The organism is Enterobacter sp. WCHEn045836 (assembly GCF_003965585.1).
GTDB classification, from domain to species: domain Bacteria; phylum Pseudomonadota; class Gammaproteobacteria; order Enterobacterales; family Enterobacteriaceae; genus Enterobacter; species Enterobacter dissolvens.
The window spans coordinates 81691-108046 of the sequence record NZ_RXPT01000010.1; the positions used below are offsets into that span (position 1 = coordinate 81691).

The window sequence follows — 26356 nt, forward strand, 5'->3', positions numbered from 1 at the left end:
GCCATCGGTTCATACCCCGGAAAGCGTCACCTTGCCCGCAGCTTTGTCGTCAATGTAAGAATAACGAGTAAGTTACGATGAAAAGAATGTTAATCAACGCAACTCAGCAAGAAGAGTTGCGTGTCGCCCTTGTGGATGGGCAGCGCCTGTACGATCTGGATATCGAAAGTCCTGGACACGAACAGAAAAAAGCGAACATTTACAAAGGTAAAATCACCCGCATTGAACCCAGTCTTGAAGCTGCATTTGTCGATTACGGTGCTGAGCGTCATGGTTTCCTCCCTCTGAAAGAAATCGCCCGCGAATATTTCCCTGCTAACTACAACTCTCACGGCCGTCCGAATATCAAAGATGTTCTGCGTGAAGGTCAGGAAGTGATCGTTCAGATTGATAAAGAAGAGCGTGGCAACAAAGGTGCCGCACTGACAACCTTTATCAGCCTGGCAGGGAGTTATCTGGTACTGATGCCAAACAACCCGCGTGCGGGTGGCATCTCTCGCCGTATCGAAGGTGATGACCGTACTGAGCTGAAAGAAGCGCTGGCCAGTCTTGAACTGCCGGATGGCATGGGTCTTATCGTGCGTACCGCCGGTGTGGGCAAATCAGCCGAAGCGCTGCAGTGGGACTTAAGTTTCCGTCTGAAGCACTGGGAAGCCATCCAGAAAGCAGCGGAAAGCCGCCCTGCTCCGTTCCTGATCCACCAGGAAAGCAACGTTATCGTGCGTGCATTCCGCGACTATCTGCGTCAGGACATCGGTGAGATTCTGATCGACAACCCGAAAGTGCTTGAGCTGGCTCGCCAGCACATCGCCGCACTGGGCCGTCCGGACTTCACCAGTAAAATCAAACTGTACACCGGTGAAATCCCGCTGTTCAGCCACTATCAGATCGAATCCCAGATTGAGTCCGCCTTCCAGCGTGAAGTGCGTCTGCCATCCGGCGGTTCTATCGTTATCGATACCACGGAAGCGCTGACCGCTATCGACATCAACTCCGCACGTGCAACGCGCGGCGGTGATATCGAAGAGACCGCCTTCAACACCAACCTTGAAGCCGCTGATGAAATCGCCCGCCAGCTCCGCCTGCGCGACCTGGGTGGCCTGATTGTTATCGACTTTATCGACATGACTCCTGTTCGCCACCAGCGTGCGGTTGAAAACCGTCTGCGCGAAGCGGTACGTCAGGATCGTGCGCGTATCCAGATCAGCCATATCTCACGCTTTGGCCTGCTGGAGATGTCCCGTCAGCGTCTTAGCCCATCACTGGGTGAATCCAGCCATCACGTTTGCCCGCGCTGCTCCGGTACCGGGACCGTCCGTGATAACGAATCTCTGTCTCTCTCAATTCTGCGTCTGATTGAAGAAGAAGCGCTGAAAGAGAATACCAAAGAGGTTCACGCCATTGTTCCAGTGCCAATTGCCTCCTACCTGCTGAACGAAAAACGTGCCGCGGTGAGTGCCATTGAAGCGCGTCAGGGCGGCGTTCGCTGCATTATCGTGCCAAATGACCAGATGGAAACCCCGCACTATCACGTGCTGCGTGTCCGTAAGGGTGAAGAGACCAGCACGCTCAGCTACCTGCTGCCGAAGCTGCATGAAGAAGAGATGGCGTTGCCATCCGATGAAGAGCCTGCAGAGCGTAAACTGCCAGAGCAGCCTGCATTAGCGACCTTCATCATGCCAGAAGCACCGCCAGAAAGTGCCCTGGAAAAACCAGCGGCTAAACCGGCGGCGCAAAAACCGGAAGCGGTGGCAAAAGCCGAACCAGCACAACCGGGTCTGCTGAGCCGTTTCTTCGGCGCGCTGAAGAAGATGTTCGCGGGTGAAGAGGTTCAGCCGGAGCAGCCGAAAGAAGAGCCAAAAGCGGCCAAACCTGAGCGTCAGCAGGACCGTCGTAAGCGTCAGAACAACCGCCGCGATCGTAACGAGCGCAATGACCGTAACGAACGCCGTGACAATCGTTCGGACAACAATGAAGGCCGTGAGCAACGCGAAGACAACCGTCGTAACCGTCGCGAGAAACAACAGCAGAACGTTGAAGATCGCGAAATTCGCCAGCAGGCGGGCGATGAGTCTGAGAAGAGCAAACAGCGCGACGAGCAGCAGCCTCGCCGTGAGCGCAACCGTCGCCGTAACGACGAGAAACGCCAGGCCCAGCAGGACGTTAAAAACCTGAATCGCGAAGAGCCTGCTGAACAGCAGGAGACCGAGCAGGAAGAACGTACTCAGGTCATGCCACGTCGTAAGCAGCGTCAACTGACTCAGAAAGTGCGTGTCGGTGCACAGCCAGTGGAAGAGACTGTTGTTGTCGTTCCGCCAGCAGAGGAAAGCGTGCCGAATACCCAGCTGGCGAAAGTGGATCTGCCTGCCGTGGTTGAGAATAACGCCGAGCAGGATGAAAACGGTGAAGGTCGTGATAACGCAGGTATGCCGCGTCGTTCACGTCGCTCTCCTCGTCATCTGCGCGTCAGCGGTCAGCGTCGTCGCCGTTACCGTGACGAGCGCTATCCGACGCAGTCTGCTATGCCGTTAACCGTGGCGTGCGCGTCACCTGAAATGGCATCCGGGAAGGTCTGGATCCGCTATCCTGTTGCCCGTCCGGAGCAGGTTGTTGAAGAGCCGTCTGTCACCGAAGAGGTGATTGCCCCGGTTATCGCCGTTGAAGAAACGGTGACAGAAGCAGCCGTTGCAGTGGAACCTCAGGTGGTTGAACCGCAGGCTGTTGAAGCTGAAGCGCCTCACGCCGTTGACGTTGAAACCACGCATCCGGAAGTGATTGCCGCGCCAGTTGATGCCGCACCGCACTTTATCGCTGAAGAAGACACCGTGGTCGCTGAAGAGGTTGCGGAAGAAGTTGAACCAGCAGCTACTGTTGAAGAAGCTGCAGACGTGGTTGTCGAAACCGTCACTGAAGAAGTGGTTCAGGACGTTGAGATTGAAGCAGAACCCGTTCGTGAAGCCGCTGACGTAAAAGCACCAGAGGTGAAAGCCGAGCCGGTAGCCGTCACGCCAGCCCCTGTTCACGTTGCCACAGCACCCATGACGCGCGCCCCGGCGCCGGATTATGTGCCTGAAGCACCGCGTCACAGCGACTGGGTACGCCCTGCATTCAACTTTGAAGGCAAAGGCGCTGCCGGTGGACACAGTGCAACGCATCAGGCGACTGCACCCGCCACCCGTCCGCAGTCTGTCGAATAACGACACATAGTGTAAAAAGCCGACCTCCGGGTCGGCTTTTTTATTACCCGTTTACCGGCTTTCTCATCCCGGCAATGCCCGGCATCACCTGTTTCATCATCTCCAGAAAACGGCGTAATCGTGCCGGATAGTAGCGCGACCATGGATAAACCAGATGAACCGGCAGCGCCGCAGGTTGCCACTCCGGCAGTAAATGGATCAAGCGCCCTTCCTGAATATCCTCTTGTACCGTCCAGCTTGATACGACGGCAACGCCCAGACCTGTCAGGACCGTATTGCGGGCCACATAGAGGCTGTCGGTGCTCAGTCGCGGCGTAATGCTGATACGTGCTGACTGGCCCGTGCTCTCCTCCTGCAAATCCACATGACGTTGGTAAAACGTATTGATGGCAATCCACGGAAGCACCTGCAGATCCTCCGGCGTTTTAACCGGTGGAAACCGGGCCAGTAATGCTGGCGAGGCCACCACGCAGCGCGGCACCTCTGCCAGCAGCACGGAAACGGTCGCCGGATCAACATCGGCTCCCACGCGAATGGCGCAATCCAGGTTATCGCTCAGGAAATCCACCGACTTGTCATTCAACATCCACTCGACGGAGAGCTGAGGATAACGCTGCAAAAACTCCGTTAACGGTTTCAGAAGCTGATCCTGCCCAAAGGCGTGCGGCGCGCGCACCCGCAGAACACCAACCGGTTCATCTTCTGTCTGGCCGATTTCATCTTCCAGCGCCAGCCAGCTGTCAATGACCCGGCGGGCATGCTGATAGCAGCGTTCGCCGTCGTCGGTAAGTTTGGTCGCATGAGTGGTACGCAACAACAGCCGCGCCCCCAGGAGCGTCTCCAGAGACTGAAGACGGCGACTCACCGTGGCCTGGGTGGTTGCCAGCTGCCTTGCTGCCCCGGATAACGACCCGGCTTCCACAATGCGGACAAACGTCCGCATCAGCTCCACCCTGTCTATACGTTCAACTCGCTTCATATTTTTATCTGTCATACGTTTAACGTATAAGCGTTTTACCACCAGGCCCTCTACCGTCGCAAGGCGCAGTGATAAAAAATAGCCCCACACGATGAATGAGGAACGTCTTATGAACACAACAACTGCTCCCCACGCCGCCAGCCGCTGGGTGATTTTTATGCTGGCCTTAGGGGCTGGCTTTAGCGTGGCATCCATCTATTACGCACAACCTCTGCTGCCACTGATGGGCGCCGATCTTCACCTGAGCATCGAAGGCATGGGGCTGGTCCCGACGCTTACCCAGGCAGGCTATGCGCTCGGCATACTCTTCCTGCTGCCGCTCGGCGATCGTCACGATCGCAGAACGTTGATTCTGATTAAAAGTGCGGCCCTGGCCCTGTTTTTATTGGGCTGTAGCCTGACCGGGCAACTGCACTCGCTGTTACTGGCAAGCCTGCTGATTGGTATGGCGGCGACCATGGCGCAGGATATCGTCCCTGCCGCGGCAATCCTTGCACCGGAAGGCAAACAGGGTAAAACCGTCGGCACGGTAATGACCGGTCTGTTGCTGGGTATTCTGCTCTCCCGGACCGTCAGCGGCGTGGTGGGCGAAGCCTTTGGCTGGCGCGTCATGTACCAGCTGGCAGCGGCAAGCATTGCGTTCGTCGGTGCTGTGATGTGGGCCGTTCTTCCGCGGTTTGCCATCCACTCCACCCTGAGCTATCCCGCGCTGCTGCGTTCTATGGAACACCTATGGCGTCGTTATCCGGCTCTGCGCCGTGCGGCACTGGCTCAGGGTTTTCTGTCGATTGCCTTTAGTGCTTTCTGGTCTACGCTGGCGGTAATGCTGCTCGAACGTTATCACTTAGGGAGTGCGGTAGCGGGTGGATTTGGTATTGCGGGCGCCGCAGGTGCGTTAGCCGCTCCGCTGGCGGGTGGTCTGGCCGATAAACTGGGCGCCGGGAAAGTCACGCAGCTTGGAGCTGTCCTGGTAACCGTCTCATTCGCCCTGATGTTCCTGATGCCGGCGTTGGGTGTTCATGGGCAATTGATGCTTATCGCCCTCTCCGCCGTTGGGTTTGATCTGGGTCTGCAGTCAAGCCTGGTGGCGCACCAGAATCTGGTTTATAGCCTTGAGCCACAGGCCCGTGGACGCCTGAATGCCTTGCTCTTTACGGTGGTTTTCATCGGCATGGCACTGGGTTCCGTGCTGGGCAGTAATATCTATACGCTGGCAGGCTGGACCGGGGTGGTCGCCCTTGCAACGGTGTGTGGGGTCATTGCACTGGTTATCCGCCTGATTGAGAGCGCTCGCGTCACCTCAGCACAGGCAGAAATCGCCTAAAAAAAATGCCCAATCCAGACGGATTGGGCAGTCAAAACATGCCCAGTTTCAAGACATGTTCCAAGAGGTGAAGATGTTATTTATTCAACTGGAACAGAGACATGCCCTGCATGTCGCTAAACGCCTTATAAGAGGCCTGCAAGGCTGCCTGCTGCATAATGTAAGAAGAAATGGCACTGTTCCAGTCAACATCGACCAGATCGCTCATCTGCTGAGTCTGCCCCAGGGCGCGGTCATCACCCAGGTTATCGAGTTTTTCCAGTTCGTTCATCTTGGTACCCACATCCGCGACGACGGTAAGGACATTGTTCTGGGTATTGGTGATGCCGATCTGTGCGTCAGAAATCGCTTTATTCTGCACTTCTGCTGCCGCAGAGTCGTTATCAACAGGAACCTTAAGCGCGGAAATCGCCGTGTCGAGGATCTTGAACATATTCGTCTCGCCGTAACCGCCGCCAGGCAGTTCTTTAGCGTTACTGGTAATACTTTCAAAGATCTGCTGACCGGTGTGGCTAATCACCATGTTACGGGCGGTATCAACCTGCTGAGAAATGGCCTGCGTGCCCCCGTTGTAATCACCGGTCACGGAATCAAACGGTGGCGCTTCGGTCTTATAGCCAGCAAAAATATACCGGCCATTACCATCCGCTGAGTTTGCCAGGTTCATCAGCTGATCGCGAATACCCTGCAAGTCACTCGCCAGTGACAGGCGATCGTCATCACTTAACGTGCCATTTCCTGCGTTGACGAGTTTCTCTTTCGCACTGGTGATCGCCGCGTTAACCTGGCTCAGCACGTTATCTTCCAGAGAGACTTTTTGCGTGGCGAACGTTCTCGCCAGGGCAAACTGGCTATTCTGAGATTGCGACTGTGACAGCACAACCGCCTGCGACGCCGCGATTGGATCGTCCGACGGACGGTTAACACGCTTACCGGTGGACATTTGTTCACCGTAGCTCAGCCACTTGCTCTGGGAATCGGTGATTCCCCGCATGTTCTGGTCGTACATCATCTGGGTGCTAATACGCATTTTTCACCTCAGCCTTAGCGAATATTGATAATTGCATCAAAGAGCGTGCTGGCAGTTTGTAACACCTGCGCATTGGCAAGGTAATACTGCTGATAGCGCTGCAGGTTGCCATACTCTTCGTCAAGATTGACCCCAGAGATGGACTGCTGTTGCTTGGTCAATTGCGTCGCCACATTCGCTTTCGTTTCGCTGCTGGTTTTCAATGCTGCCGTTGAGCTGCCGACCGTACTGACCAGAGAAGCATAAGCATCGTTGAAAGTCTTATTCCCGCCGACTACCTTACTGTTTTGCAGATCGAGCAGTTTTTGGCCATTGCGGTTGTCGCTCTCGCCGCCGTTGCTTGCGGATGCCATAGCCAGTTTGGACTCATCTTTGAACTTGAGCTCCATATTGACGATGACATCAGAAACAGGCTTGACGATGAAGCTGTCTTTGGCGTTCGCGCTACCGGTCACGTTGACGCTCAGGCCATCAAAGGAGAGATTGCCACTTGCGTCCGGGGCCATGGTGAAGCTGGTTTTATCCGAACGGGTGATAGTCCAGTCGGTGCCGTTAAACTGCAGCTTATAATCGGTGGCCTGCACTTTGGTGCTGTCTGCCACAGTGGCCGTCATTGCAGCCGTACCGGTATTGCGGCTGTTGGTTACCACGGCTGGCGAACCAAAGTCGAACAGCTTGCCACCGGCATCGCCATTAGCATCAAACCCGGCTTCATGCTGCTTATTCATCGCGTCCGCAAAGGCCAGTGCCAGCTGGTTCAGGTTATTACGTGCTTTATCCAGGTCTTCGGAGCGGAATGTTAATAAGCCACCCAGAGAACCGGTGGTGATCATTTTCTCAGGGATTTCGATATTGCCGGACACCTCATCGCTGAAGGCGATAGTCGTCCGGGTCGGATCGGCGCTGGATTTCACCGCGGCTAACTGGTTCGCTTTACTCCCCTGCACCAGGGTGTAACCGTTGCCAAACGAGACGTTATAGGTGCCACCGTCCTGAACAGCCACTTCAACACCCACAATTTGGTTCAGCTCACTCACCAGCTGATCGCGCTGATCCAGCAGGTCATTTGGCGATGAACCTGCCCCTACGCCGGTAAGACGGGAAATCTGATCGTTCAGATTCGCAATCTGTTTTGCGTAGTTGTTGATCTGCTCAACGCTTGACGCAATGGCGGTATTGACCTGAGAATCCTGATCGCGAAGATACTGGTCGTTCGTTTTAAACTGATTGACCAGACCATCCGCTTTTCCCAGCACCGTCTGTCTTGCGGCCGGGTCTTCCGCGTTGCTCACCAGCGTTTGCAGGCTTTTAAAGAAATCCTGAAGCGTCGTCGAAAGTGAGTTGGTGGAATCAGAGAGTACATCGTCAATTTTCGACATCTGCTGGTAGCGCGTCGTCAGACCGCTACTCTGCGTTTGCGCGGCGCGCAGCTGGTTGGTGATGAAAGCATCATACTCACGCTGTACCCCGGAGACATACACCCCGTTACCCACCCAGCCACCGCCGGTCAGGGTGCTGTTAGACGCACCCAGCACGGTCGTCTGGCGGGTGTAACCTGCCACGTTATAGCTTGAAATATTATTACTGACGGTATTGAGTGCCGCCTGTGCAGCACTGAGGCCACTCATGGCGCTGTTAATCAAACTGGACATGGAGGTTCCTTTTATTCGTTCAGACACGAGTCCTGATGAAAGTTATCGGCAGCCTCCACCGGGACTTGAGAAGTTTCAGAACAGATTTTCGATATCTGTGCTATAGGCTTTGCTGACTTTCTCGCCCATCGATTTCAGCTGCTGAATCATGCTGGTGAGCTTACGCGCATAGTTCGGGTCGGTAGCATAGCCCGCGTTCTGCAGCGCCTGCGCGCCCTGCTCTGGCGTTGTCGCCTGCGTAACGGCGGTATAACGCGGATTGCGACTCAGCAGGCCCACGTAATCGGACAACGCTTCCAGATAAGAGCTGTAGACGCGGAATTTTGCTTTGATCTTCACCGCCGCACCGTTTTCATATTCGGTGGTGGTGATCTCCGTTGTCGGCCCCTTCCAGCTGGCGTTCGCCTTCACGCCAAAGATGTTAAAGCTCGGCTCGCCGTTTTCCTTACGGATCTGGCGCTGACCCCAACCCGATTCCAGCGCGGCCTGCGCCAGGATCAGGTGGTGTGGCACCCCACTCTGTTCACTGGCAAGACGGGCCGGCAACGAAAGCTGTGCCAGGAAGTCTTTGCTGTCACCGGAGAGCGGCTCATCGCTGCTTACCGTCGCCTTCGGTATCGCTTTACGCACCATTTGCGTCAGCGCCTGGTTCTGATAGCTGGTCACCGTTTGCAGGTCGAACTTCATCGGCACCTGCTGCGGCTCATCTTTCGGCGGGATACCCTGCGCGGCTTCGGTCTGTTTGACGATCATGTCAGCCAGACCGAGGCCTTTACCGGCGGTCATCTGCTGCGCAATCTGTTGGTCATACATGCTGGTATACAGGCGCGTTGAATCACTGCTGAACATGCCGTCTTTTGGCAGGGTTTCTCGCATGCTCTTCAGCATCATCTGTACAAACATCCCTTCCACCTGGCGGGCAACCGGGCGGATATTTGCCGCCGGGTCTTTGCCTGCCTGGGTTTTCAGTTCGTTAAGCGACTGGGCATCCCAGGCCGCGCTGGTCAACAGTTTGCTATCGGTCAGCATCAGATGATTTCCAGTTTGGCGCGCAGACAGCCCGCACTTTGCATGGATTGCAGAATAGACATCAGATCCATCGGCGTTGCCCCCAGGGCATTCAGGGCACGCACCACGCTGTTGAGGTTGGCACTGGAGCGTACGCTCTGCAGCGAGCCCCCGCTCTGACGCAAATCGATCTGGGTTTGCGGCGTTACCACCGTCTGCCCACCACCAAACGGGGTATCCGGCTGGCTGACGTTGGCGGAGCGGTTGACCGTTACCGAGAGGTTACCCTGCGCCACGGCGCAGCTGTCCAGCGACACTTCACGGTTCATCACCACCGAACCGGTACGGGAGTTGATGATCACTTTGGCATCCTGAACAGGGACATTCACTTCCATGTTCTGGATATCGGCCAGCATGCGCACCTGGTTGCTGCCGCCCGTTGAGGTGCGGATCTGCACGGTACGGGCATCCAGCGCTGTCGCACTGCCATAACCACGGCTGCGGTTGATGGTGTCGGCGATTTGCTGCGCCATGGTGAAATCTTCATTGTTCAGCTGCAGGTTGATGGTATTCCCCGCGCCGAACTGGGTCGGCAGTTCACGCTCAATGATTGCACCGTTAGTGATACGCCCGCCGTTCAGTTGGTTGACCTGCACGCTGCTGCCGCCTGCAGAGGCCCCCGCGCCGCCCACCAGAATGTTACCCTGCGCCAGGGCATAAACCTGGCTATCCACCCCTTTCAGCGGAGTCATCAGCAGCGTACCGCCGCGCAGGCTTTTGGCGTTACCCATGGAGGAAACCACCACATCGATGGTCTGCCCCTGACGCGCAAACGCCGGGTAGGAAGCGGTTACCATTACCGCCGCCACGTTTTTCAACTGCATGTTGGTGCCCGCCGGTACGGTGATACCGAGCTGGGACAGCATGTTGTTCAAGCTCTGGGTGGTGAATGGCGTCTGGGTGGTCTGGTCACCCGTGCCATCCAGGCCAACCACCAGACCATAGCCAATGAGGGAGTTTTCACGCACGCCCTGAACGCTGGTGAGATCGCGAATGCGGTCAGCCTGGGCAAATGTTGCCACCAGCATCAGCGCCACGGCGAAGATCGATTTAAACATGGGTCACCTCGCTTACATCGGCGATAAATTAAGGAAGAAGCGCTGCAGCCAGCCCATATTTTGCGCTTCGTTGATATAGCCGTTACCGACGTACTCAATGCGCGCATCCGCCACCTGGGTGGACGGAACGGTGTTGGTGCCGCTGATGGTGCGAGGGTTAACCACACCGGAGAAGCGAATGAATTCAGTGCCCTGGTTAATGGCGATCTGTTTTTCACCCACCACATGTAAATTGCCGTTAACCAGCACCTGGTCAACCGTTACCGTCAGCGTGCCGCTGAAGGTATTGCTGGCGTTCGCGCCACCTTTACCGTTAAAGGTGTTACCGCCAGAGGCCTCAACATCTGCACGCGCATTGCCGAAGAGTCCCTGCAGATAGCGCGGTACGGTATCGAAGCCAAAATTGGTTTTGCCATCGCGGCTGGCATTCGCTGACGAGCTCTTGCTCGCACTGACGTTTTCCTGCAGCACAATGGTCAATGTATCGCCGACGTTACGCGGGCGACGGTCTTCAAACAGCGGCTGATAACCATAGTTGATCGGCTGCGCGGTCTGGAAAATGGAGCCGTTCACCACTGGCGCAGGGCCAGGAACGGGTTGGGCGGTCGTCGCACCCTGGACCAATGGTTTAGACGGGATCCAGGCACATCCGCTAAGGGTGACGGCCAGAACAGTCAGAATCGGATAACGAAACGCCGCGTTTTTTTGCATTGCCTTCATCTTCGAAAACAGGGAGCCGGTGCGGCGTTTACCGCACCGGGCTGCACCTTAGAGTTGCGTCAGTTTCTGCAGCATCTGATCGGTCGTCGACACTGCTTTACTGTTAATTTCATACGCGCGCTGGACCTGGATCATATTCACCAGCTCTTCCGCCACGTTCACGTTCGAGGTTTCCACATAACCCTGATACAACAGCCCCGCCCCGTTCAGGCCCGGGGTGCTCTCATTCGGCGTACCGGAGGATTGCGTTTCGGTGTAGAGGTTCTCACCAATGCTTTCCAGACCGGTATCGTTCATGAAGGTCGTCAGATTGAGCTGCCCAACCTGAACAGGCGCGGCCTGCCCCTGCTGGGTGACGCTCACCACGCCGTCACGTCCGATGGTGATGCTCAGGGCATTCGCCGGGATCGTGATCGCAGGCTGAACCTGGAAACCACCGGCCGTGACCAGCTGGCCGTTCTGATCGACCTGGAACGAGCCGTCACGGGTGTAGGCAGAGGTCCCGTCAGGCAGTTGCACCTGGAAGAAACCCTGGCCTTTGATGGCAACGTCTTTGCTGTTGTTGGTCTGGGACAGGTTGCCCTGGCTGTGCAGGCGTTCGGTGGCGACCGGACGAACACCGGTACCAATCTGCAGACCCGATGGCAGCGTGGTTTGCTCAGAGGACTGCGCACCTGGCTGACGGATGGTTTGATAAAGCAAATCTTCGAAAACGGCACGCTGACGCTTGAAACCATTGGTGCTGACGTTTGCCAGGTTGTTGGCAATCACATCCATATTGGTTTGCTGCGCGTCCAGGCCAGTTTTCGCGATCCATAAAGAACTGATCATAGGGAGTCCTGTTAACTCATAGCCAGAAGTTGATTAGCTTTACCCGCGTTCTCGTCAACGCTGCTAATTATCTTCATCTGCATTTCAAAACGACGGGCGCTGGCGATCATGTCGGTCATGGCTTCGACCGGCTTGACGTTACTGCCTTCCAGAACACCGGACATCACGCGAATGGTCGGGTCGGCCTGGAGCGTGGCGCCACGGGTGGCCTGAGCCGCCTGGGTCAGACGGAACATACCGTCATCACCACGCTGCACCTCTTTGCCGTCCGCTTTGACCAGCTTCAGCCGTCCGACGGGCGCAACGGTATTGGCCGGGTCGCCCGGGTTCAACGCCGAGATGGTGCCGTCTGCGGCAATGGTCAGTTCAGACCCTTCCGGCACCGTCAACGGCCCCGCCTCACCCATCACCGGGTGACCCTGAATCGTCAACTGGCCTGTGGCACTGACCTGGATATTACCGTTGCGGGTATAGCCTTCGCCGCCGTCTGCCGTTTGCACGGCCAGCCAGCCGTCCTGTTGCAGGGCAACGTCCAGCGGGCGAGCGGTGTAATCCATCTGTCCTGGCGTCATGTCAGCGCCAGGGGTCGATGCCGTGACCAGCGTACGCGTCGGCAGGGACAATCCCTCCACCGGCACCGCACGCAGCGCATTGAGCTGTGCGCGGAACCCCGGCGTAGAGGCGTTCGCCAGGTTGCTGGCGGTAACAGCCTGCTGATTGAGCGTCTGACTTGCCGCGCCCATCGCGGTATATATTGCGTGATCCATTGCGCTTTCCTGTTAGCCGCTTAACGCAGGTTAACCAGCGTGTTGAGGATCTGATCCTGGGTCTTGATGGTCTGCGCGTTAGACTGATAGTTACGTTGCGCGACAATCATGTTCACCAGCTCTTTACTCAGGTCGACGTTAGAGGCTTCCAGCGCACCGTTGGTCAGCGTACCGAAGTTACCGGAACCCGCGGTACCCAGCAGCGCGACGCCGGAGGACTGCGTGGCAGACCAGACGTTGTCACCTTCAGACTTCAGACCTTCGTTGTTGGCGAAGTTTGCCAGCACGATCTGGCCCAGAACCTGGGTCTGTTCGTTGGAGTAGTTACCGACCACGGTGCCGTCGTCGTTGATCTGGTAGCTCACCAGGTCGCCCGGTTTAAAACCATTCTGGCTGGTTCCGACGATGTTGTTCGCACCGGTGTTCTGCTGCATGGAGTTCGCAAAGCTCATGGCGAAGGTCGCAGGCGTGGCACCAGGAATGGTCGCGGTAGTCAGGTTGATGTTGCCACCGCCGATCAGCGTACCGTTGTTGTTGAAGGTCAGCGTCGTGGCGAGAGAGGCCGTGCTGCCTGCCACGCTACCGTCCTGGGCATACACTTTCCAGGAGTTAGCCGGGGTCGCATCTTTGACGTAAAACAGGTTCATGTTGTGCGCATTACCCTGGCTGTCAAAGACGGTTACCGTACCTTTTTTGTTGTAAGTATCCGGGTTGGCCGGATCAAAGGCGGTGGTCGGTGCGGTATCGGTGGAGTTGAGGTTAATCTGCTGGGAAGCCGTGGTGGTGGCCTTCGCGGCCATCAGCGTGGTCGGGATATTAATAGGCTGTGGGTTCGCACCGGTCTGAACCGTTGATGGCGTCCCGGCAACCGGATAACCGGTTAATTGCATCCCCTGCATGTTCACCAGGTTACGGTTTTCATCCAGCTTGAACTGGCCGTTACGGCTGTAGAACACCGAGCCGTTAGCATCGACCATACGGAAGAAACCGTTCTGGCTGATGGCAACGTCCAGGCCACGACCGGTATTGGTGGTGGTGCCGTCGGTAAAGTCCTGGGTAATGCCTGCAACTTTTACACCCAGACCCACTTTGGAACCGGCAAACATATCTGCAAATGAAGCAGAACCGGATTTAAAACCATAGGTCGCGGAGTTGGCGATGTTGTTGCCAATGACGTCCAGGTTGGTGGCCGCAGCATTCAGGCCGCTGACCGCTTGAGAAAAGGCCATGACTTACTCCTGATAAGTGTTAAGGCTTAGATAATCTGCCGAACTTCGTCGAGTGTGGTGGTACCAGAAGTACCCAAATCCAGTTTGTTGCCATCGCTACCTTTAATGACGCCCTGGACCAGCGCAAACTGCAGCGGCTGAGCCACCAGCTGGGTAGAGCCATTGCTGGCACTGATCGCCACTTTGTAGGAACCGTTTGGCGCTTTAGTACCGTCTGTCAGGCTGCCATCCCAGGTAAAGGTATGAACGCCCGCCTTCAGTTCGCCGATGTCAATGGTGCGAACCACGGCACCGGTTGAGTCGGTGATCGTCGCGGTCACTTTGTCAGCCGCCTGCTGCAACTCAACGCCAAACGGCGTAGTCGTGGTCGTCGTGTTGCCTTCGGTGGTGCTGGTGCCCGCCAGGATCGTGGTGCCCGGGATCATCACCCCGTGACCAATCAGGTTCGCGGCCTGCAGGGACTGGCTATTATCAATCTGACCGGAAACAGAGCCGAGGGTGGTATTGAGCTTCTCAATGCCGCTGACGGTACTGATCTGCGCAAGCTGCGTGGTCAGTTCGTTGTTCTGCATGGGGTTGGTGGGATCCTGGTTCTTCAGCTGTGCCACCAGCAGCGTCAGAAAGCTGCTTTGCAGATCGGAGGCATTACTCCCTGTCAGGGAGCTGGAACCCGTCGAACTGTTGGCACCACTGACGCCCGAGTTCGTTGGATCATTCACATTAACGGCGATGGACATGCATGTCTCCTTTACTGGCCGAGAGTGAGGGTTTTGAGCATCATGCTCTTCACGGTATTAAGCACTTCGACGTTTGCCTGATAGCTACGTGAAGCGGACATGGAGTTCACCATCTCACCCACCACATCCACGTTTGGCATTTTCACGTAACCGTTCGCGTCCGCCAGCGGGTTGCCAGGCTCATACACCAGCTTGTCCGGTGCCTGGCTCTCCACCACGTCAGAGACTTTCACCCCGCCCGTCGCCGCGCCTGGCGCAGCATCAACCTGGAAGACCACCTGCTTTGCACGATAAGGCTGTCCGTCAGGTCCGGTCACGCTGTCGGCGTTCGCCAGGTTGCTGGCAGCCACGTTCAGGCGTTTGGACTGTGCGGTTAACGCCGAGCCGGCGATATCAAAAATATTCAGCAAGGCCATTTATCCGTTGCCCCCCTGCAGGACGTTCATCATGCCTTTGATTTGTCCGCCGAGTACGGTCAGGCCCATCTGATATTTCAGGCTGTTATCGGCAAACTGTGTACGCTCCCGGTCCATATCCACGGTGTTACCGTCGAGTGAAGGCTGGTCGGGAATGCGATAAAGTAAATCGGTTGTGGGCGCAGTCATCGCCTGAGCAGGAATATGGCGTGAGGAGGTCAGTGCGAGCGCGACACCGCTCCCTTCTGCACGTCCACGCTCCATCACTTTTTTAAGCTCACTGGAAAAATCAATATCGCGCGCCTGATACCCTGGCGTATCGGCGTTCGCGATATTGGCGGCTAAAATCTCCTGCCGCTGGGCGCGTAAATTGAGCGCTTCCTGCTGAAAACGTAATGCGGCGTCGAGTTTATCGAGCATGTCTCCTCCGCTGATGGCAAAATTTCAGTTCACAGCTTAAATCTCACCCCGTCACCCCTATCGACGGAATAAGCGCAAAATGCGTCGCTATTTATTCCGTTGATGCAAAACCACTGCAGGTAGAATCCTCTCCATTCGGGTAACGGTGGAATGTGCGATGCAAACGTTAAAACGCGGCCTGGCGGCTACGATCTTGCTTTTCAGCCCCCTGGTGCAGGCTGAAGGGGTAGAGGATCAACTGACGGCTTTCTTTGCTCAGCAACTGGCGGGCTTTAGCGATGAAGTCAACGTCACCGTCCGCACGCCGCCTAATCTTTACCCCTCCTGCGAACAGCCGTCGTTCAGCGTAACGGGCACCACAAAACTGTGGGGGAACGTGAACGTGCTGGCGCGCTGCCCGGGAGAAAAACGCTATTTACAGGTTGCGGTACAGGCAACGGGCAATTATGTTGTTGCCGCTGTCCCCATCGCACGCGGCAGCGTGTTGCAGGCTAACAGCGTGACCCTGAAACGTGGCCGTCTGGATCAGCTTCCTCCACGCACGATGCTTGAGATTAACCAGGCGCAGGATGCCGTCAGCCTGCGTGATGTCGCGCCAGGCCAGCCGATACAGCTCTCCATGCTGCGTCAGGCATGGCGGGTTAAAGCGGGTCAGCAGGTGATGGTGGTGGCCAACGGCGATGGTTTTCAGATAAACAGTGAAGGGAAGGCATTAAACAATGCCGCAGTGGCGCAAAATGCCCGCGTCAGGATGTCCTCAGGCCAGGTGGTTAGCGGAACCGTCGATTCTGATGGGAATATTCTGATTAACCTATAATCTTTTTAAAGAAATCGCTGCGTCTGCCGATAAATAATCAACTAATGATGATATCAGGCGCCAACGCCGCGAACCCTCGATGAGGACAACACTATGAGCATTGATCGTACATCAGCCCTGAAGCCGGTAGGCGCTGTACAGCCTCGCGAAACGAATGACGCTATGCCGCAGAAAACGCGTCTGGAAAAACCGTCAACGTCTAACAGCACCAGCGTAACCCTGAGCGATGCCCAGGCAAAACTGATGCAGCCAGGCAGCAGCGATATCAATATGGAACGTGTTGAAGCGCTGAAAACGGCTATTCGTAACGGTGAACTGAAAATGGATACCAGCAAAATTGCTGATGCCCTGATTCAGGAAGCACAGAGTTTCTTACAGAGTAACTAACCGTATGAGTCGACTGTCAGAAATACTGGATCACATGACGGTTGTCCTGAACGACCTGAAAACGGTAATGGACGCGGAGCAACAGCACCTCTCTTCCGGTCAAATTAACGGCAGCGCGTTGCAGCGTATTACGGAAGATAAGAGTTCGCTTCTGGCGACGCTGGATTATCTGGAACAGCAGCGTCGCGCTGAGCAAGATCCTAAGCGCAGTGCGAATGACGATATTGTAGAACGCTGGCAGACCATTACAGAAAAAACCCAGCATCTGCGCGATCTCAACCAGCACAACGGCTGGCTGCTGGAAGGACAGATTGAGCGTAATCAGCAAGCGCTTGACGTGTTAAAGCCGCATAAAGAGCCCGGGCTGTATGGTGCGGATGGTCAAACGTCAACGGCTCGTGTTACGGGCGGGAAAAAGATTTCGATTTGAAGCCTGTGCGACAAATCATGCAGTGGGGAGCACCCTAAGGTGAACTCCCCTTTTGGCGTTTATGCCGTACGGCGGGCAAACTCTTTCACTTTAAAGCCCAGTACCGCGAGCGTCGCAAAGTAAGCCACAACCCCGACCCCCACGACGGCCATCAGCCGCATCAGACGGTAAGGCATGGTGCCCTGGGACCATTCCGGCATCACATGCAGCATACCAAGCAACGCCGCAGACATGACCAGCACCGCAACGATCAGACGCACGAGGAAACTCCGCCATCCCGGCTGCGGCGTGAAGATATCCTGCTTACGCAACTGCCAGTACAACAGCCCGGCGTTGAGACAGGCCGCAAGACCAATAGACAAGGCCAGGCCAGCGTGCTTCAGCGGGCCAATAAAGGCCAGGTTCATCAGCTGGGTCATAATCAGCGTCACAATGGCAATTTTCACCGGCGTTTTGATGTTCTGGCGCGAGTAGAACCCGGGCGCCAGCACTTTAACGACGATCAGCCCCATCAACCCGACCGAGTAGGCAATCAGCGCTTGCTGCGTCATGGACGCGTCAAAAGCGGTGAATTTCCCGTACTGGAAGAGTGATACCGTCAGCGGTTTGGCCAGAATACCCAGCGCCACTGCGCTTGGCAGCGCCAGCAGGAAACAGAGACGCAGTCCCCAGTCCATCAGGCGGCAATACTCATCGTGATTGCCGCTGGCAAAACTTTTCGACAGCGACGGCAGCAGGATGGTCCCCAGCGCCACGCCCAGCACCCCGGACGGAAACTCCATCAGACGGTCAGCGTAGTACATCCAGGAAACCGAGCCGGACACGAGGAAAGAGGCAAAGATGGTGTTAATGATAAGCGAGATCTGGCTGACCGAAACCCCGAGAATGGCAGGCCCCATCTGCTTCATTACGCGCATCGCGCCGGCGTCACGGAAATTAATCCGCGGCAGAACCAGCATACCGATTTTCTTCAGGTGTGGCAGCTGATACGCCAGCTGTAACACACCGCCCGCCGTCACCGCCCAGGCCAGCGCCAGCACTGGCGGGTTGAAATGGGGTGCAGCGAACAGCGCAAAGCCAATCATACTGATGTTAAGGAACGTTGGCGCAAAGGCCGGAACGGAGAAGCGGTTCCAGGTATTGAGGATCGCCCCCACCAGCGAGGCCAGCGAAATCAGCAGGATATAAGGAAAGGTAATACGCAGCAGTTGGGAGGTCAGGGCAAATTTATCTGCCGAGTCCGCAAAGCCAGGCGCCGTCACCATAATCACCCAGGGTGCAGCCAGCATCCCCAGTACCGTCACGATCGCCAGTGCCAGCGTCAGCAGGCCGGAAACGTACGCGACAAATACACGCGTCGCGTCTTCACCCTGCTTGCTTTTATATTCCGCCAGAATAGGAACAAACGCCTGGGAAAATGCCCCCTCAGCAAAAATACGACGTAATAAATTTGGCAGTTTGAACGCGACGAAAAAGGCGTCCGTTGCCATCCCTGCACCAAATACTCTTGCTACAATCGCATCGCGCGCAAAACCCAGCACGCGGGAAAACATGGTCATCGAGCTGACTGCCGCCAGCGATTTTAATAAGTTCATTAACGTGAATTTCCAGAACCATACGGATTTCCAGGACGGGTAAGCGAAAGCGCCACCCGGCAAAGCCAACAAGCGGCGCTTAGTCTAACCCGATTTCAACGAATTACTATCCGCAGATGTTACAGCAAGTTATTCACTCATGGCTTCGCGCCAGAGCCGCTCCACAATGCGTTGTGCCATGATAGCCTGCTCACCGGATGTTTCCGGAACCGTCTGATTTTGCACGCAGGAGATAAAGTGACGGGCGCATCCGGCAAAGCCGCGCTGCTCCAGAGTGCTTTGCCAGCCAGGCGCCGGGAGTGTGACTACGCCATTGCCCTTCTCTTCACGCCACTCGCGCATGTCGGTAATGTCATACAGGGCACCGTCAGTGACCGCCTGCACAGACTCCCGCTGACTGCCGGCCCGACGATGCATGCTGGTGGTGATCTGCAGATGCTCAATGGCAAAATGATGCTCAGCGTAAACCATCTGGCCCTGTTCGTTGGTCAACAGGGTGCCGCTTTTGAGCTGGGCTTGCCCGCCCGTCAGCCAGAGCGCGGTGTCCACCACGTGCAGGTAATCATCCAGAAGGGTAAAGCGCAGATCGTTCGGACCGATGCTGTCGGTGCGGTGTTTGTCCATTCGCAGGGACGCGAGCGCACCAGACTGTGCCTTCAACTGCTGGTAAAGCGGCGCAAAACGGCGGTTAAAACCCACCATCAGCGTCAGTTTTTTGCGCGCCGCCAGCTCGATCAGCCGTTCGGCATCCTGAACGTTTTCTGCCAGCGGTTTATCGACACAGACGTGCACACCGGCATTCAACAACTCGCTGACCACCTGATAATGTGTTGCTGTAGAGGTATGTACAAACACCGCATCGCATTCGCGAGCCAGATCCTGAAGCGATGCCGCATACGGCATGCGCCAGGTTTCGCAGATCCGCTCGGCCTTTTCACGGGTGGGCGACCACGCGCCTTGCAGCGTCCAGTCCGTCGCCGCCCCCAGAACAGGCAGCCAGGCTTTTTGTGCAATTCCCCCCAGCCCCACCACGCCAACGCGTAATTTTTTCACCGTCAATCTCCCAAATGTGCCAGCAATGCGTCCAGACGCTGTTTCAGCCCGGCGACCTCGTCTTCCAGCGCCTCTACGCGGGCAACCAAATCGTCCTCTCCAGCAGTGATATCGGCTGCAACGGACTTAACTGAAATATCAATTTCACCACTGAAGAGATGCATATAACGGCTTTCGCGTTTACCCGGCTCACGCGCCAGACGCACCACGTAAGGGCCGTCGTCACGAGTGGCAAGCCCATCCAGGGTCTGCTCAACCTCCTGCACATCGGCGAACTCATGCATGCGTGAAGCCCGGGTACGCAGTTCACCCGGCGTTTGCGCCCCGCGCAGTAACAGCGTGGTGATCACCGCCACCTCGGCGGCACTCAGCTTCAGATCGCCGAACTCGGAATTACAAAATCGCTGCTCATACTTGGTCACGCGGTTACCGAAACCGCTGACGGTACGCAGGTAATGGCGTTTAACCAGCTCGTCAAGAATGTCCTGCACCTCGTGCTCGCCGAGATTCATCACTGGCTCACGGTTGGTTTTCTGATTACATGCCATTGTCACGGCATTGACGGAGAGCGGATATTGCTCCGGCGTGGTGACCTGTTTTTCCAGCAAGCAGCCAATAACACGCGCTTCTGTCGCGCTTAACTGATATTTCATCTCTTCTCCTTAGCGGCCTGCAGTCCAGTCCCGGGTGGTTAATGCCGTCAGAACGTGGTCACGCCATTCTCCGTCGATCAGCAGATAATCTTTAGCGTAACCTTCTTTCTCAAACCCTAATCGCGCCAGCAAATTACCGCTGCGCTGATTATGCGGCATGTAGTTCGCCATAATGCGATGGATATGTTGGGTGCGCTGCATATAACGGATCGCTACCGTTAACGCCTCATACATCAGCCCTTGTCCTTGCCATTTCTGGCCGATGGAGTAGCCGAGGTAACAGGCGTGAAACGATCCGCGCACCACGTTGGAAAAGTTGGCAATGCCGATGATCTCTTTTTCCTCCGGATCCAGCAGCGCGAAATAGAACGCACTACCCTGCTTGTGGAATTCGGCAATCATGCTGAGGCGCGCCTGCCAGCCGGAAGGGTAGCAATGGCTCTCATCCCGAACGGGTTCCCAGGGTTTTAAAAACTGGCGATTCTCGGCGTAATAATCCGCCAGACGCCAGGCATCACGCTCATGCACCAGACGAACGACCAGCCTGTCCGTTGTCAGACGCACTTTTGGCACATTACTGCGATAGCCAAACATCGATACCACTCCTTCCCGTCACTTCTGCTTACCCATTAGCTTTACTATACCTGCGCCTGTGCCGTCTGTGAAAACAGTGACATACCATTTTGACCTCTTTTCACATTTTTCGATGAGAACTCTCTATCAAAGCGCTCTTTTGATAAAAAAATATTGTCACGTGCAGGGGTGGGAAAAAACGTGGCGACACCGCAGAATGTTAGCGTGCTCACCATCCTGTTTTCCCTGGAGGGAAAATGTCCCGCGTATCACAGGCCAGGAGCCTGGGTAAATATTTCCTGCTCGTCGATAACATGCTGGTCGTGCTCGGCTTTTTTGTGGTGTTTCCGCTTATTTCGATCCGCTTTGTCGATCAAATGGGCTGGGCGGCACTGATGGTCGGTATCGCGCTGGGGTTACGCCAGTTTGTCCAGCAGGGTCTGGGCGTGTTTGGTGGCGCCATCGCCGACCGCTTTGGTGCCAAACCGATGATCGTAACCGGTATGCTGCTGCGTGCGGCAGGCTTCGCCACCATGGCGATTGCTCAGGAGCCCTGGCTGCTGTGGTTCTCCTGCTTCCTCTCCGGTATCGGCGGCACCCTGTTTGATCCACCGCGCACCGCGCTGGTGGTTAAGCTCATTCGCCCGCAGCACCGGGGACGCTTCTTCTCGATTCTGATGATGCAGGACAGTGCCGGAGCGGTGATCGGCGCACTGCTGGGAAGCTGGCTGCTGCAGTACGACTTCCGTCTGGTCTGCGCAGCAGGCGCGGTGTTATTTATTCTGTGCGCCCTCTTTAATGCCCTGTTCCTGCCGGCCTGGAAACTGTCGACGGTCAAAGCCCCGGTGCGTGAAGGACTTGGCCGCGTCCTGCGTGACAAACGCTTCGTTACTTACGTGCTGACCCTGACGGGTTACTACATGCTGGCCGTTCAGGTGATGCTAATGCTCCCGATCATGGTGAACGACATCGCGGGCACGCCTGGCGCGGTAAAATGGATGTACGCCATTGAAGCCTGTCTTTCCCTGACCCTGCTGTACCCGATTGCCCGCTGGAGCGAACGACGTTTTCGCCTGGAGCATCGCCTGATGGCCGGCCTGTTATTGATGACACTCAGCATGATGCCCATCGGGCTGGTGAACTCACTCCAGCAGCTATTTACGCTGATTTGCACATTCTATATCGGCTCGATCATTGCCGAACCGGCACGTGAAACGCTGAGCGCTTCGCTTGCCGACGCACGTGCTCGCGGCAGTTATATGGGGTTCAGTCGCCTGGGGCTGGCCTTTGGCGGTGCCTTAGGCTACGCCGGCGGCGGCTGGCTGTTTGATGCAGGTAAAGCGTTGAGTCAACCGGAACTGCCATGGATGATGCTCGGCGTGGTCGGTTTTATGACGCTCCTTGCGCTGTGGTGGCAATTCAGCCAGAAGCGCAGCGCGAGCGGCATGCTCGAACCTGGCGCATAACCCTCTCTCCGGCGGGGCCCCCCCGCCGTCATTATCAGTTTTTTCTGCTGGTTTCTGCTATTTCACCCTGACATACTGGCGTAACAGGACAGTAGCGCCGATTTTTCGTTGAGGAACACTATGAAAAAAATTGTCATTGCCGCCGCATTCATTGTCAGCGGCCTGCTGGTAGGTTGTAACCAGCTTACGCAATACACCGTCAGTGAGCAGGAAATTAATCAGGCGCTGGAAAAACATAACAACTTTTCAAAAGACATTGGTGTACCGGGGCTTGCCGATGCGCATATCGTCCTCAGCAACCTGACCAGTCAGATTGGACGCGAAGAGCCGAATAAAGTCACCCTCGCCGGGGATGCCAATCTCGATATGACCTCCCTCTTCGGCAACCAGAAAGCCAACATTAAGCTGAAGCTCAAGGCGCTGCCGGTCTTTAACAAAGAGAAAGGGGCCATTTTCCTGCAGGAGATGGAAGTGGTCGATGCGGAGGTTTCCCCGGATAAGATGAAACCGGTGATGCAGACTCTGATGCCCTATCTGAACCAGTCGCTGCGCAACTACTTTAACCAGCAGCCTGCGTATGTCTTAAGTGAAGACAAGAGCAAGGGTGAGGCGCTCGCGAAAAAATATGCCAAAGGAATAGAGGTGAAACCGGGAGAGATCGTCATTCCTTTCACCGATTAACCTGAAGGGGCGCAAAAGCGCCCTTTTTTTTTACGGAAAAGTGTGCAAACGAAAACGTTTCCGCTTATGATTTGTGTCCGGCAAAAACAGCCATCCTTATGACTGATTCCTGACAAGCCGGAGCTTCCATGACTGCACAACCCCAGGTTCTTAAAATCCGCCGCCCTGACGACTGGCATATCCATCTGCGTGATGGCGATATGCTGAAAACCGTCGTGCCGTATACCAGCGAAATTTATGGCCGCGCGATTGTCATGCCTAACCTGGTGCCACCAGTCACCACCGTTGATGCCGCTATGGCTTATCGCCAGCGAATTCTTGATGCCGTGCCGGCGGGAGATGATTTCACCCCGCTGATGACCTGCTATCTGACCGACTCCCTCGATCCGAATGAAGTGGAGCGCGGCTTTAACGAAGGCGTGTTCACCGCCGCGAAACTCTACCCGGCTAACGCCACCACCAACTCCAGCCACGGTGTCACCAGCATTGACGCCATCATGCCGGTTCTGGAGCGCATGCAGAAACTGGGCATGCCGCTGCTGGTACACGGTGAAGTGACCCACGCCGAGATTGATATCTTCGACCGTGAAGCCCGCTTTATCGAAACCGTGATGGAGCCGCTGCGCCAGCGCCTTCCTGCGCTTAAAGTGGTGTTTGAACACATCACCACTAAAGATGCAGCGGAATATGTCCGCGATGGCAATGAGCTGATTGCCGCCACCATTACGCCACAGCACCTGATGTTTAACCGCAACCACATGCTGGTTGGCGGTGTACGTCCGCATCTCTATTGCCTGCCAATCCTGAAACGTAACATCCACCAGCAGGCGCTGCGTGAACTCGTTGCCAGCGGCTTCTCCCGCGCCTTCCTCGGCACGGATTCCGCCCCTCATGCACGCCATCGCAAAGAGGCAAGCTGCGGTTGCGCAGGCTGTTTCAATGCCCCGACGGCGCTCGCCAGCTACGCGACCGTGTTTGAAGAGATGAATGCCCTGCAGCACTTCGAGGCCTTCTGCTCGCTCAACGGACCACGCTTCTACGGGCTGCCGGTCAACGACACCTTTATTGAGCTGGAACGCAAAGAGAGTCAGGTGGACGAGGCCATTCCACTGACGGATGACACGCTGATCCCATTCCTGGCGGGTGAAACCGTCAACTGGACGGTAAAACGCTAAAAAAAACAATGCCCCTTGTTGTCAAAACGATAATATGCCTGTATAAATAAACAGTATATTACACAGGGGGCATTTATGCGTATTGAAGTCACCATAGCCAAAACAACCGTTCTGCCTGCTGGCGCACTTGATGCGCTGGCCGGTGAATTATCCCGCCGTATTAACAACACTTTTCCTGAAAATGCGGGCGCCGTAACGGTTCGTTACGCGGCGGCAAACAACCTCTCCGTCATCGGTGGCGCGAAAGAAGATAAAGACCGAATCAGCGAAATCCTGCAGGAAACGTGGGAAAGTGCCGATGACTGGTTCATCACAGATTAATCTTGCTCCCTCATTGTTCTTTTTTGCCGGGTCGCCCCGGCTTTTTTTCGCCTGAAATCCTGTTAGTTCAAATTAATTCGGCATCAGATTTAAAAATCGTGAACAAGATGGTGTTTTATTGTTCGAACAATCCTAAAAAGCAGAAAAATGTGTTGCCAACTGTTTATTTTTCCCTTCGGAACCCTTATTACTTGTATACTGAAGATGCTTTCAGAAAAACATGCATTGAACCTCAGAGCCGTTGTCTTCTAACACGCATTAAGGGGGTTATAATGGAAAAGAATAGTGAAGTCATCCAGACCCATCCGCTTGTAGGCTGGGATATCAGCACCGTAGATAGCTACGATGCGCTGATGCTGCGTTTGCACTACCAGACCCCGAATCAACTCAACCGTGAAGAAGCGGAAGTTGGACAGACGCTGTGGCTTACAACAGACGTCGCGCGCCAGTTTATTTCTATTTTAGAAGCAGGTATTGCCAAAATAGAATCTGGTGACTATCAGGAAAATGAGTATAAACGGCACTAGTTTTATACCTATTCTTCACTCAACAGGCACCCTTCGGGTGCCTTATTTATTTCTCCCTTGTATCAGCCTGCATAGTTAATTACTCTGCTAACAAAGCGTGAATTCAAGAGATGCATATGAGATACGACTTAATCATAATAGGTAGCGGATCCGTAGGTTCTGCCGCAGGTTATTACGCAACGCAAGCGGGTCTGAAGGTCCTGATGATCGATGCCCATCTGCCTCCGCATGCGGAGGGGAGCCATCATGGCGACACCCGACTCATTCGCCACGCCTATGGTGAAGGCGAGCGCTATGTTCCGCTGGTGCTCCGCGCCCAGACACTGTGGGATGAACTGGCCAAACTGACCGAAGAGCGCATTTTCGAACGCACGGGTGTCATCAACCTTGGCCCGGCGAGCTCTGATTTTCTGGCCAACGTGGAACAGAGTGCGAAAGCGTTCAACCTTGACGTTGAGAAACTGGACGCGGCGGGCATCATGAGCCGCTGGCCAGAGATCACCGTCCCGGACGATTATATCGGTCTGTTTGAAGCCAACTCCGGGGTCCTGCACTGTGAAACGGCCATCAAAACCTGGATCGGTCTTGCAGAAAAAGCGGGCTGCGCTCAGCTCTTCAACTGCCCGGTTGAATCCCTTACCCATCACGCTGACGGCGTTACGGTCACCACTGCGGATGGAGAATATTCAGCGTCCCGTCTGCTGGTTAGCGCAGGGACCTGGGTCACCCGTCTGTTGCCAGACCTGCCCGTTAAGCCGGTGCGCAAGGTCTTCTCGTGGTTCCAGTCGGATGGCCGTTACAGTACGCAGAATAAATTCCCGGCGTTCACCGGCGAGTTACCGAACGGCGATCAGTTTTACGGCTTCCCGTCTGAGAAAGACGCGCTCAAAATCGGCAAACACAATGGTGGGCAGGCGATCTCTTCGCCTGAAGAGCGCAAACCGTTTGGTGCATACCCGCAAGATGGCTCCGAAGCCTTCTCGTTCCTGCGTAATATTCTGCCGGGCGTGGGTGGCTTACTTTATGGTGCAGCCTGCACCTACGACAATACACCGGACGAAGACTTTATCATCGACACCCTGCCGGGGCATTACAACACGCTGCTCGTCACCGGCCTGAGCGGTCATGGCTTCAAGTTCGCCTCTGTACTGGGTGAAATCGCCGCGCAGTTTGCCCAGGGTATCGCACCGCAGTTTGATCTTACCCCCTTCTCACTTTCGCGTTTTAACCGATAATCCGCCGCGGGCTCC

At 55.7% G+C, this 26356-nt stretch carries 27 protein-coding genes; 11 read left to right on the top strand and 16 right to left on the bottom strand.

Annotated features, from left to right (window positions below):
* Positions 1-77: 77 nt before the first annotated feature.
* Complete coding sequence (rne, locus tag EKN38_RS14655; protein ID WP_014831442.1) at positions 78-3197, top strand: ribonuclease E; 3120 nt, start codon at positions 78-80, stop codon at positions 3195-3197.
* Positions 3198-3240: 43 nt separating this feature from the next.
* Here the strand turns inward: rne and EKN38_RS14660 are convergent, their stop codons facing one another.
* Positions 3241-4269: a LysR family transcriptional regulator gene (locus EKN38_RS14660; RefSeq protein WP_371335898.1), complete on the bottom strand. Its 1029-nt coding sequence runs from the start codon at positions 4267-4269 to the stop codon at positions 3241-3243.
* A gap of 16 nt (positions 4270-4285) precedes the next feature.
* Here EKN38_RS14660 and EKN38_RS14665 point away from each other — a divergent pair, with 16 nt between their 5' ends.
* Positions 4286-5500, top strand: a complete 1215-nt coding sequence (locus tag EKN38_RS14665; protein WP_014831440.1) for an MFS transporter — start codon at positions 4286-4288, stop codon at positions 5498-5500.
* A gap of 76 nt (positions 5501-5576) precedes the next feature.
* On the opposite strand, the gene flgL is transcribed toward EKN38_RS14665, so the two are convergent.
* The 11 genes from flgL to flgB all read right to left on the bottom strand — a co-directional run bounded on the left by flgL (position 5577) and on the right by flgB (position 15428).
* Complete coding sequence (gene flgL, locus EKN38_RS14670) at positions 5577-6530, bottom strand: flagellar hook-associated protein FlgL (RefSeq protein ID WP_014831439.1); 954 nt, start codon at positions 6528-6530, stop codon at positions 5577-5579.
* Positions 6531-6544: 14 nt separating this feature from the next.
* Complete coding sequence (gene flgK / locus EKN38_RS14675) at positions 6545-8182, bottom strand: flagellar hook-associated protein FlgK (protein WP_014831438.1); 1638 nt, start codon at positions 8180-8182, stop codon at positions 6545-6547.
* A gap of 75 nt (positions 8183-8257) precedes the next feature.
* Complete coding sequence (flgJ, locus tag EKN38_RS14680) at positions 8258-9211, bottom strand: flagellar assembly peptidoglycan hydrolase FlgJ (RefSeq protein WP_014831437.1); 954 nt, start codon at positions 9209-9211, stop codon at positions 8258-8260.
* Positions 9211-10308 (bottom strand): flagellar basal body P-ring protein FlgI, encoded by a 1098-nt coding sequence (locus EKN38_RS14685; protein ID WP_013097134.1) that lies wholly within the window; start codon positions 10306-10308, stop codon positions 9211-9213. The genes flgJ and EKN38_RS14685 overlap by 1 nt, the downstream gene beginning before the upstream one ends.
* 12 nt (positions 10309-10320) lie before the next feature.
* Complete coding sequence (gene flgH, locus EKN38_RS14690; protein WP_003857987.1) at positions 10321-11019, bottom strand: flagellar basal body L-ring protein FlgH; 699 nt, start codon at positions 11017-11019, stop codon at positions 10321-10323.
* Positions 11020-11076: 57 nt separating this feature from the next.
* Complete coding sequence (flgG, locus tag EKN38_RS14695; RefSeq protein ID WP_008500810.1) at positions 11077-11859, bottom strand: flagellar basal-body rod protein FlgG; 783 nt, start codon at positions 11857-11859, stop codon at positions 11077-11079.
* Between the two features lie 11 nt (positions 11860-11870).
* Entirely contained in the window at positions 11871-12626 is a 756-nt protein-coding gene (locus tag EKN38_RS14700; protein ID WP_013097135.1) for a flagellar basal body rod protein FlgF, read from the bottom strand.
* A 20-nt stretch (positions 12627-12646) separates the two neighbouring features.
* Positions 12647-13855 carry a flagellar hook protein FlgE gene (flgE, locus tag EKN38_RS14705; RefSeq protein WP_013097136.1) on the bottom strand — a complete coding sequence of 403 codons (1209 nt, stop codon included), beginning with the start codon at positions 13853-13855 and terminating at the stop codon, positions 12647-12649.
* A gap of 26 nt (positions 13856-13881) precedes the next feature.
* The gene (gene flgD, locus EKN38_RS14710; RefSeq protein WP_014831436.1) at positions 13882-14592 is read right to left on the bottom strand and encodes a flagellar hook assembly protein FlgD; all 711 of its coding nucleotides are present in this window, start codon (positions 14590-14592) and stop codon (positions 13882-13884) included.
* An 11-nt stretch (positions 14593-14603) separates the two neighbouring features.
* The gene (gene flgC / locus EKN38_RS14715) at positions 14604-15008 is read right to left on the bottom strand and encodes a flagellar basal body rod protein FlgC (protein ID WP_013097138.1); all 405 of its coding nucleotides are present in this window, start codon (positions 15006-15008) and stop codon (positions 14604-14606) included.
* A complete protein-coding gene (gene flgB / locus EKN38_RS14720; protein ID WP_013097139.1) occupies positions 15009-15428 on the bottom strand; it encodes a flagellar basal body rod protein FlgB in 420 nt (139 codons plus the stop codon). It lies immediately after the preceding gene.
* A gap of 157 nt (positions 15429-15585) precedes the next feature.
* On the opposite strand from flgB, the gene flgA reads away from it, so the two are divergent.
* The 3 genes from flgA to flgN all read left to right on the top strand — a co-directional run bounded on the left by flgA (position 15586) and on the right by flgN (position 17062).
* A complete protein-coding gene (gene flgA / locus EKN38_RS14730) occupies positions 15586-16245 on the top strand; it encodes a flagellar basal body P-ring formation chaperone FlgA (RefSeq protein WP_014831435.1) in 660 nt (219 codons plus the stop codon).
* Between the two features lie 93 nt (positions 16246-16338).
* A complete protein-coding gene (gene flgM, locus EKN38_RS14735; RefSeq protein ID WP_014831434.1) occupies positions 16339-16632 on the top strand; it encodes a flagellar biosynthesis anti-sigma factor FlgM in 294 nt (97 codons plus the stop codon).
* A 4-nt stretch (positions 16633-16636) separates the two neighbouring features.
* A complete protein-coding gene (gene flgN, locus EKN38_RS14740; RefSeq protein WP_014831433.1) occupies positions 16637-17062 on the top strand; it encodes a flagella biosynthesis chaperone FlgN in 426 nt (141 codons plus the stop codon).
* 59 nt (positions 17063-17121) lie between these two features.
* On the opposite strand, the gene murJ is transcribed toward flgN, so the two are convergent.
* The 4 genes from murJ to rimJ form a co-directional block, all read right to left on the bottom strand.
* On the bottom strand, positions 17122-18657 hold the full coding sequence (gene murJ, locus EKN38_RS14745) for a murein biosynthesis integral membrane protein MurJ (RefSeq protein ID WP_014831432.1): 1536 nt from the start codon (positions 18655-18657) through the stop codon (positions 17122-17124).
* A gap of 129 nt (positions 18658-18786) precedes the next feature.
* On the bottom strand, positions 18787-19710 hold the full coding sequence (locus tag EKN38_RS14750; protein WP_014831431.1) for a Gfo/Idh/MocA family protein: 924 nt from the start codon (positions 19708-19710) through the stop codon (positions 18787-18789).
* Positions 19711-19712: 2 nt separating this feature from the next.
* Positions 19713-20363: a YceH family protein gene (locus EKN38_RS14755; RefSeq protein WP_014831430.1), complete on the bottom strand. Its 651-nt coding sequence runs from the start codon at positions 20361-20363 to the stop codon at positions 19713-19715.
* A gap of 9 nt (positions 20364-20372) precedes the next feature.
* Complete coding sequence (gene rimJ, locus EKN38_RS14760) at positions 20373-20957, bottom strand: ribosomal protein S5-alanine N-acetyltransferase (RefSeq protein WP_013097146.1); 585 nt, start codon at positions 20955-20957, stop codon at positions 20373-20375.
* 236 nt (positions 20958-21193) lie between these two features.
* Between rimJ and mdtH the strand changes: the two genes are divergently transcribed.
* From mdtH to solA, 6 genes are all read left to right on the top strand, one after another.
* Entirely contained in the window at positions 21194-22402 is a 1209-nt protein-coding gene (mdtH, locus tag EKN38_RS14765) for a multidrug efflux MFS transporter MdtH (protein WP_014831429.1), read from the top strand.
* 120 nt (positions 22403-22522) lie between these two features.
* Positions 22523-23083 (top strand): lipoprotein, encoded by a 561-nt coding sequence (locus EKN38_RS14770; protein ID WP_014831428.1) that lies wholly within the window; start codon positions 22523-22525, stop codon positions 23081-23083.
* A 128-nt stretch (positions 23084-23211) separates the two neighbouring features.
* Positions 23212-24258, top strand: a complete 1047-nt coding sequence (pyrC, locus tag EKN38_RS14775; protein ID WP_014831427.1) for a dihydroorotase — start codon at positions 23212-23214, stop codon at positions 24256-24258.
* A 75-nt stretch (positions 24259-24333) separates the two neighbouring features.
* On the top strand, positions 24334-24579 hold the full coding sequence (dinI, locus tag EKN38_RS14780) for a DNA damage-inducible protein I (protein ID WP_014831426.1): 246 nt from the start codon (positions 24334-24336) through the stop codon (positions 24577-24579).
* Between the two features lie 272 nt (positions 24580-24851).
* Positions 24852-25106 carry a biofilm formation regulator BssS gene (gene bssS / locus EKN38_RS14785; protein WP_008500827.1) on the top strand — a complete coding sequence of 85 codons (255 nt, stop codon included), beginning with the start codon at positions 24852-24854 and terminating at the stop codon, positions 25104-25106.
* 116 nt (positions 25107-25222) lie between these two features.
* Complete coding sequence (gene solA / locus EKN38_RS14790) at positions 25223-26341, top strand: N-methyl-L-tryptophan oxidase (protein WP_126522277.1); 1119 nt, start codon at positions 25223-25225, stop codon at positions 26339-26341.
* Positions 26342-26356: the final 15 nt, after the last annotated feature.

Bases quoted from the DNA above. Each gene is read 5' to 3' on its own strand.
- rne (WP_014831442.1), top strand. From the start codon at position 78: ATGAAAAGAATGTTAATCAACGCAACTCAGCAAGAAGAGTTGCGTGTC.
- EKN38_RS14665 (WP_014831440.1), top strand. From the start codon at position 4,286: ATGAACACAACAACTGCTCCCCACGCCGCCAGCCGCTGGGTGATTTTT.
- flgL (WP_014831439.1), bottom strand. From the start codon at position 6,530: ATGCGTATTAGCACCCAGATGATGTACGACCAGAACATGCGGGGAATC.
- flgK (WP_014831438.1), bottom strand. From the start codon at position 8,182: ATGTCCAGTTTGATTAACAGCGCCATGAGTGGCCTCAGTGCTGCACAG.
- flgJ (WP_014831437.1), bottom strand. From the start codon at position 9,211: ATGCTGACCGATAGCAAACTGTTGACCAGCGCGGCCTGGGATGCCCAG.
- EKN38_RS14685 (WP_013097134.1), bottom strand. From the start codon at position 10,308: ATGTTTAAATCGATCTTCGCCGTGGCGCTGATGCTGGTGGCAACATTT.
- flgH (WP_003857987.1), bottom strand. From the start codon at position 11,019: ATGCAAAAAAACGCGGCGTTTCGTTATCCGATTCTGACTGTTCTGGCC.
- flgG (WP_008500810.1), bottom strand. From the start codon at position 11,859: ATGATCAGTTCTTTATGGATCGCGAAAACTGGCCTGGACGCGCAGCAA.
- EKN38_RS14700 (WP_013097135.1), bottom strand. From the start codon at position 12,626: ATGGATCACGCAATATATACCGCGATGGGCGCGGCAAGTCAGACGCTC.
- flgE (WP_013097136.1), bottom strand. From the start codon at position 13,855: ATGGCCTTTTCTCAAGCGGTCAGCGGCCTGAATGCTGCGGCCACCAAC.
- flgD (WP_014831436.1), bottom strand. From the start codon at position 14,592: ATGTCCATCGCCGTTAATGTGAATGATCCAACGAACTCGGGCGTCAGT.
- flgC (WP_013097138.1), bottom strand. From the start codon at position 15,008: ATGGCCTTGCTGAATATTTTTGATATCGCCGGCTCGGCGTTAACCGCA.
- flgB (WP_013097139.1), bottom strand. From the start codon at position 15,428: ATGCTCGATAAACTCGACGCCGCATTACGTTTTCAGCAGGAAGCGCTC.
- flgA (WP_014831435.1), top strand. From the start codon at position 15,586: ATGCAAACGTTAAAACGCGGCCTGGCGGCTACGATCTTGCTTTTCAGC.
- flgM (WP_014831434.1), top strand. From the start codon at position 16,339: ATGAGCATTGATCGTACATCAGCCCTGAAGCCGGTAGGCGCTGTACAG.
- flgN (WP_014831433.1), top strand. From the start codon at position 16,637: ATGAGTCGACTGTCAGAAATACTGGATCACATGACGGTTGTCCTGAAC.
- murJ (WP_014831432.1), bottom strand. From the start codon at position 18,657: ATGAACTTATTAAAATCGCTGGCGGCAGTCAGCTCGATGACCATGTTT.
- EKN38_RS14755 (WP_014831430.1), bottom strand. From the start codon at position 20,363: ATGAAATATCAGTTAAGCGCGACAGAAGCGCGTGTTATTGGCTGCTTG.
- rimJ (WP_013097146.1), bottom strand. From the start codon at position 20,957: ATGTTTGGCTATCGCAGTAATGTGCCAAAAGTGCGTCTGACAACGGAC.
- mdtH (WP_014831429.1), top strand. From the start codon at position 21,194: ATGTCCCGCGTATCACAGGCCAGGAGCCTGGGTAAATATTTCCTGCTC.
- EKN38_RS14770 (WP_014831428.1), top strand. From the start codon at position 22,523: ATGAAAAAAATTGTCATTGCCGCCGCATTCATTGTCAGCGGCCTGCTG.
- pyrC (WP_014831427.1), top strand. From the start codon at position 23,212: ATGACTGCACAACCCCAGGTTCTTAAAATCCGCCGCCCTGACGACTGG.
- dinI (WP_014831426.1), top strand. From the start codon at position 24,334: ATGCGTATTGAAGTCACCATAGCCAAAACAACCGTTCTGCCTGCTGGC.
- bssS (WP_008500827.1), top strand. From the start codon at position 24,852: ATGGAAAAGAATAGTGAAGTCATCCAGACCCATCCGCTTGTAGGCTGG.
- solA (WP_126522277.1), top strand. From the start codon at position 25,223: ATGAGATACGACTTAATCATAATAGGTAGCGGATCCGTAGGTTCTGCC.